The organism is Protofrankia sp. Cas8, from assembly GCF_963555845.1.
Taxonomy (GTDB): domain Bacteria; phylum Actinomycetota; class Actinomycetes; order Frankiales; family Frankiaceae; genus Protofrankia.
Map to the genome: position 1 here is coordinate 2,347 of NZ_CAUVXI010000344.1, position 1,087 is coordinate 3,433.

The following is a 1,087-nucleotide window of genomic DNA, read 5'->3' on the forward strand; positions in this document are numbered from 1 at the left end:
TCGGGTAGCGGCGGCGCGTTGCCGCGCCGCCGCCCCCTCAGAACCCGTCGTGCGCCTTTCAACGCAACGGGCTCAAGCGGTCCGTGGTGGCGGTCGGGGTGCTGTGCTGCCTGCTGGGTGGCAGGTGGTGTGGGTGAGGCGGAGGCGGCTGGTGGTGGGGCCCGATGTGCGGCTGTCCGCGACGGCGATGTACTTCTTCGTGAGTGCCGTGCGGATAGCGATGAACCACGTTTCCCATTCGGTGGGGGTTTGTGGTTCCCGGTCGGCGTGCAGGAGCGTTTCCTGGCAGATCGGGCAGCGTCCGTGTTGCTGTCGTAGGAGACGCTGGGTCCCACCTTCCAGGGGTGGGCGTGCCTGACGCCGCCGGGCTTCCCAGTATTCGGTCAGGGCCGGATCGTCAGGTGACGATCTTCCGATGACCACCGGGTGTCGGGCGATACCGGTCCAGGCGAACCGGGAGAGGTAGGCGCCGCTTGTTCGGTCACCGAATACCCACCGGTCGTTCCTGGCCTTGTTGAACGCTCCGAAGTAGCGGGGGATCACCCAGCCTTTCGGTTTGTTCGGGTGGCGACATATGGCCCATTTGTAGGTGAGCCGCCACAGATGGTCGTCCAGCTTCGCGAAGATGTCGCTGGAGACCACCGTGCGGTAGTAGGCCGCCCAACCCTTCACGATCGGGTTGATCCGGCCTATCACCGCTTCCGCGTTCCCGCCTCGCAACGCCAGGAACTCGGCGCGGAGCCGGGTTCGTAGCCGTTGCACGGCCGCCGCGCTGGGTTTGATCAGGAGTTTGTTCCGGTAGCGACGCACGGAAAACCCCAGGAAATCGAATCCCTCATCGAGGTGCACGAGCCTGGTCTTCTCCGTATTGAGCGCCAGCCCCCGAGGGGCCAGCCACGCCACCAACCAGTCCCTGACCGCCGTTGCCTCCTCGGCGCTGTGGCACAGGACCACCGCGTCGTCGGCGTAGCGGACCAGCACCGGCGAACCGGCCGTCACCCAGTCGGTGCGGCCGGGGCCGCGACCGTAGACGACGCCGGCGGCCGTTTCCATCCCGTGCAGAGCGATGTTCAACAGCAACGGGCTG

At 66.7% G+C, this 1,087-nt stretch carries 1 protein-coding gene; it reads right to left on the reverse strand.

What is annotated here, in order from left to right; translation table 11 throughout:
* Window positions 1-72: 72 nt before the first annotated feature.
* A partial coding sequence (locus U9977_RS26575; RefSeq protein WP_322752013.1) for a group II intron maturase-specific domain-containing protein occupies window positions 73-1,087 on the reverse strand: 1,015 nt, incomplete at its 5' end.